Origin of the sequence: Oceanimonas doudoroffii (assembly GCF_002242685.1) — a bacterium.
GTDB classification, from domain to species: domain Bacteria; phylum Pseudomonadota; class Gammaproteobacteria; order Enterobacterales; family Aeromonadaceae; genus Oceanimonas; species Oceanimonas doudoroffii.
In genome coordinates, this window is the sequence record NZ_NBIM01000016.1 from 1 (window position 1) to 5348 (window position 5348).

The window sequence follows — 5348 nt, forward strand, 5'->3', positions numbered from 1 at the left end:
GTTTCTTACTGCTGCTGCTGCTGCTGCTGTTGCTGTTTGTGCATAACTATTTTTGTATTGATAATGATGACTATAGATAGTAAACAACCTAAACAAACAAAAAGACTGGGGTTTTCTTAGTATGTAGCTACATAGTTGCACATGTGAATTATCTCGCATTCATTTTCTCCATCATCTAAATCATCCAAACAAATCAAGTTGTTACATCCCTGTTTTATCAGAGATCCGTCTTCCAGTTCATTTTTGCTAGGTAACCCCAGATGGTAAATGCACACACTCCCTGCTTTGTTGAACCACTCTTTGTATATGGAATCAGCTACGGCAAAACAAACCACAATCTGGTCAAATTTCCCATTGGACTTGTCTAAGTTGCCACAGTTTCTTTTTGATTTTTTATGATGTAACTAAAATCTGGTTGATTTTATGTTTTAGTTTGATAAAAATAACAGCAAGCAGTAATAATTACTCGAACATCCTGGTTTTTCCTGTAGATGTGGCCCCAACAGCCAAAAGTCTAAGAAACAACAGCAAATACACATATTAACATATACAGAAGCAAAAGAAAATACCAAAATGGATGTTGTAGTTTTATACAAGACAAATCTTCATCTGGGTCTTCATTATCTACCATCATCATCATCATCATCAATACAAAAATAGTTATGCACAAACAGCAACAGCAGCAGCAGCAGCAGCAGTAAGAAACAACATCAGGCCTCAACCAAATCAATAAATGGGGGCATAATCTATGCTCGCCTGTCTGAACTTGTCTAAACAACAGACCATTTTGTATTCGCAGCACAAAACCAACATGATGTTATTTTCCAGTGGGGTTTTCCAGTGAATGTTCAGCGAAAGGTTTCCTGAATTTCCCTCGGTCCAATGCAAACTCCCCGCCTCCATATCTCTGGTGCTGTCAAAGGCAAAAAACACACAGTTGTTGGAGAATTGCTTTCGGGAAAATGGCATCCCAGTAAATCCCAATGAATTTTTCATGTTTTGAAAAAATGATATGTAAGCCCCCAAAAGCTCCTCCTCATCCCAGTCCATGGTCAATGGGTCGGCGGGAATTCTGCAATGCCCCGCGATCATTTGAATGGTGTCCAGTTCAAAATGGGGAAAACGAAGAAATGATTTCGTATAGTCTCCTTCGAACCCCTATTCGTCCACTTGACACATTATCACTCGATGAGGCAAGGGCCCGCTGATCAGGGTATGATTGAAATTCGAAGTATTTTCTGGCACCAGCACAGACATCATTCTATGTTCAATGAAGTAATAATCGAGATCGATGCGAGGAAGCGCCGATGGTCTGACGCTAATTCGGGGAACTTGCAATATGGCTTTGGAAATTTCCAACATGTATTCTGCATTCAGTTTGCTGGACAATAGGCAAAATTCTGGGTTTTGCTGGGTGAATGTGAATTTCAGGTTGATGTCATCTCGCAAAAGGCGGGATTGGAAAGCCAGATCGAACAAAATGTTTCCCATAACCTCGTGATACTCCCCCCTCAAATGCATAGCAGTTCGCTCATTCCATTCCGACACGATGTCCTCCCCATCATATCCAGTGTGAACCATTTCTGTTTTCATAGTACCGTCTTTTTGGGTCACCTCTTTTGATTCCCACATTTGGTCCAAATCTTTGTGATCATTGTACTTGTAAATCGAACTGTACAGTACAGTTTTTTCATTGCTAGGAATTTTGAACAGAAGCAAAAAATTAGCATAGTAACCGTAGAGAAATTTTCCCCAAAACATGGTTCGGTTGTTGAAGTTCACCTGAAGATCCCGAAACATCGAATACAATATAGCTGACTGGGTGGTGGTGCGATCGCTCCCAGCCAGAACGCAGCCATTTTTCTGCAACAAATGATTTTGGATGTGTAATTTCAAAGTGCGCATATCGATGTAGAACCCCTTTTGCACCGGAACATCAAAAATCAAAGAATGATCATCCTTGATAGGTAGAATGGAAGTGGGATAGATGTTTTCATATTGGACAGACTCAATGTCATGCAAAATCAGCAGTCGAGAACCAGATAGGAGTTTTTTCTCTGAACTTCTACCCCGATGGGGGTAACCCCAGCAGTAGTGGGGATGTCCGTCATCTCATTTAGTTATTTATTTTTTATTGTTCCTAACTTCTTTCAATTTATCAGTTGATAATTTTTGTTTTCCACCAACACTAGTATCAGTTTTCCACCACTCTGGAATGGTCAGCCCTGCTGCTGTTTTCTTACCAGTTTTACTGCCAACTGTTTGTTGCTGTTGCACTGGTGATAAATTATCACCACTATTTGTGATAGAAATTTTTTCCTCAGCAGAAAATTTTTCTGTCCGCAGTTCCTTTTTTTTGTTGCACTTCTTCTTGATCTTCGTTCACCAAAATCCATTTTTTTCCACCTCTGGTTTCGTTTTCATTTCGTGTACTGTCACCACGATAACGATGATAGAAGTAGATCAAATCTGGTTCAGTGTCTCGATCACCCAACTCACCACAGTTCCACTCTCGACTACACATATGATAATGATGATGATAGGTCTAATGTACGGATGAATGTTCCACACGATGGCGAAAATGAATGTGGAGAAAAATTTTTCGAGATTTATCAAAAATCAATCCTTCATCATTTTGATCTCTTAAATGAAATGTAAGCGAATCCACTCGTGGTAGTTTTATAGTTTTATATTCAAAAAGAGGTGGAACATAGGTTTTTCCAGTGCCAACTATGTCCGACACATCAAAATTGGGAATCACAGTGAGTATAGGCTGAATTTCTTTGTTGAAAATGGATCCTGCAACCAAACTTTCACACTTGACATAAATTAAACTTGTATTCTTGTTTTCCGATAGTTTGCTACAGTAAAATTCCACCAAAGCACATTCAAAATTGCCAGATTTTTCAAAATTCAACACAGTAGGTAATTGAACTGTAAATTTATACAAAGAAGAAGTATCGTTGTTGCTGTTGTTAGGGGGTGCCGTCAGTCTGATGGAATAATTATCATCATGAAACATTCATAAAATACAGATGCAAAAACATGCATAACATCACTATATATATATATATGAAGAATAATGCGAGACTAAAAAAACATTTCATCATCGTAATTGATCTGTGCACATTAGGTTCAATAATTATGTTTATATTTTTAACAAACATCGATTTAGTTTATCTCTTCTTCTTTTTTGTTTTTCCACTACTACCACGATGGCGACGATGATGATAATTGGTTTTTACCATCCATCCACTTCATTTTATTGTTTTTCTTTTTCTTTTACCACCACTTTTTTTCTTCTTTTTACGATATTTTCGCACCACTACCATTGCTAATTTTGAAAAAACTTCCCATTAAACAGTCATCAATGAGTGACTTTTTGCAATTCTTCCGCATACCACAAGCCAAGAATTTCCTCTCCAGTGTCCGAGGTGCTCAACCGATATCGAGGCAGGGTGTTTTCGGGCTATACTTTGGAGACTCGATAAACATTTGGTTGCCAAGCAGGTAGATAACCATGATGAAATTGTTGAAAATTTTTTCTCACCACTACTCGGTCTCCTACACGAAAGGGCAGCCGCTGTTTACCACTACCTGTAGTTGCAATATTCCATGGAGAATGATGATGATGCAGCGTCTCTTCAATGGGACCCGGGTAGAGTTTGCGAAAAACCAAGGGGGTGTTTTCCTCATTAATATCTATTGGTCGAAATCCTGTTTTTGGATGAATTCTGTGATTGTGGGCACATTCTATCTCTGGCAATTTATCCACATATTTTTCTGATCCCATTTGAGTAATCATTCTATAGATAACCCTTTTCATTTTACGTATATTTACCTCAGCCACAGACGCTTTCACTTCTCTAGAGCCGTTAACAAAATGATGAATCCCGAACTCTTCCACCAGATTTTGAAAAGGATAACTGAAAAATTCGGTGCCTTCATCAGTTTGTACTCATCTAGGTATACAGTTGGCTGGCATTCCATTTCCCAGCACATCTCTCATCAGTTGAGCTACAGTCGATGAAGTTTTCTCTTTTGCCAGTCTTAACCAGATCCTTTTCGAAAGAACTGCTGCAACAAGCAAAACATATCGAAAACCTCAGTTTTTTCTGGATAAACTTTTCAGATCTGCCAAATCACACTAAAAATGAAAGCAAATTGATCCATAGAAAATCTGCAAAAAAAAAACTAATAATAACCTGAACTAAGTCTAAAAATCCATAACTGATAATTTTTTCTTGTTTAAATTTTTTCAAAACCCAATGATGCATTGTGTAGCCTGGTTTTCCTTGAAGATATTGTTTTATTCTATTGAGAGTAATATGGGGTAATCCAGCTGACTTCGCAGAGATGTACAAGTCTTTAGCAGTTCGAAATGCTCCAGGATTAGAAGGATCCAAATATATTTTATCCAATCACCATCATTATCAGTACACCCATTTATCTTTTTTTGGCATTTTGTACTTGCGCAAAAAAGCCAAAAACAAACAGGTGAACAACAACACAACTGCATTCAACAGCGAATGAACAACAACAATAATATATTTCAAAGCCAATAATCAATCACATTCAACAGGTTCACAATTTCTTCACTGGTTGCATAAAATGTTTTCTTAAAAAACCCATGGGTCAATTCACCCTTACCACCTTCATTTATCCCGTAACAAATATCCACAATATCAGCCTAGGAATATTTCTCAAAACAGTCATTGCGATAAGATAAACAAGAATTAGAATTGGTAGAAATCTTAACAGCCTTGGAAAAATCTTCACAATGCTTTCTTTCATTATTAACAACACAATAGTAAAAAAACATACGCAAATCAAAAGATTGATTTCTTCGCACAATCAACTGAAATTGTGGATCATCCAAATGTTTCAAAACCAAAAGATCGTACAGTTGAGATGATGCAACAGAATTACTACCACCACCTTGTTGTTATGATGAAAATTTACTGCACATTACCACTTCGAAACAGAATGATAAGGAAACCTCTTTTGCACAAGTTTTGTCAACTACCACCACCAATAACAATGAAGATGGCAGTGAGCAGCAGTGGGTTGTTTTGAAAAAGGTGAACAACAGCACTAAAGATAGGAAGGCAGTAGATTTGTTGAAGTGAATGGGTGATTTTAACCCTTCATCCGCTGTGAATTTTCCCTCAGAATGTAAGCGGTGGGGATGGGATTCAATGTGCCGAATTCCATTGGATTTACTTTCTGTTCATCCCTCAAAATTAGTGGTTTTTCTTCGTCCTTCCTATAAAATTGCATCAATGACTACAGCAACTGATCGATCTGTTCGAAACAATGGTGGTGGTGGTGGTGGTGGCGGTGGTGGT

6 protein-coding genes are annotated in these 5348 nt (G+C 37.9%); 1 reads left to right on the top strand and 5 read right to left on the bottom strand.

The window, feature by feature from the left end:
- Positions 1–726: 726 nt before the first annotated feature.
- The 5 genes from B6S08_RS18080 to B6S08_RS18335 all read right to left on the bottom strand — a co-directional run bounded on the left by B6S08_RS18080 (position 727) and on the right by B6S08_RS18335 (position 4421).
- Positions 727–1092: a hypothetical protein gene (locus B6S08_RS18080; protein WP_094202205.1), complete on the bottom strand. Its 366-nt coding sequence runs from the start codon at positions 1090–1092 to the stop codon at positions 727–729.
- Between the two features lie 66 nt (positions 1093–1158).
- The gene (locus tag B6S08_RS18085; RefSeq protein WP_094202206.1) at positions 1159–1947 is read right to left on the bottom strand and encodes a hypothetical protein; all 789 of its coding nucleotides are present in this window, start codon (positions 1945–1947) and stop codon (positions 1159–1161) included.
- Between the two features lie 177 nt (positions 1948–2124).
- Complete coding sequence (locus tag B6S08_RS18440) at positions 2125–2277, bottom strand: hypothetical protein (RefSeq protein WP_169716432.1); 153 nt, start codon at positions 2275–2277, stop codon at positions 2125–2127.
- 1192 nt (positions 2278–3469) lie between these two features.
- Positions 3470–3850: a hypothetical protein gene (locus B6S08_RS18330; RefSeq protein WP_141202216.1), complete on the bottom strand. Its 381-nt coding sequence runs from the start codon at positions 3848–3850 to the stop codon at positions 3470–3472.
- A gap of 292 nt (positions 3851–4142) precedes the next feature.
- The gene (locus B6S08_RS18335) at positions 4143–4421 is read right to left on the bottom strand and encodes a hypothetical protein (protein WP_141202217.1); all 279 of its coding nucleotides are present in this window, start codon (positions 4419–4421) and stop codon (positions 4143–4145) included.
- A 708-nt stretch (positions 4422–5129) separates the two neighbouring features.
- Between B6S08_RS18335 and B6S08_RS18530 the strand changes: the two genes are divergently transcribed.
- A partial coding sequence (locus tag B6S08_RS18530; RefSeq protein WP_211284269.1) for a hypothetical protein occupies positions 5130–5348 on the top strand: 219 nt, incomplete at its 3' end.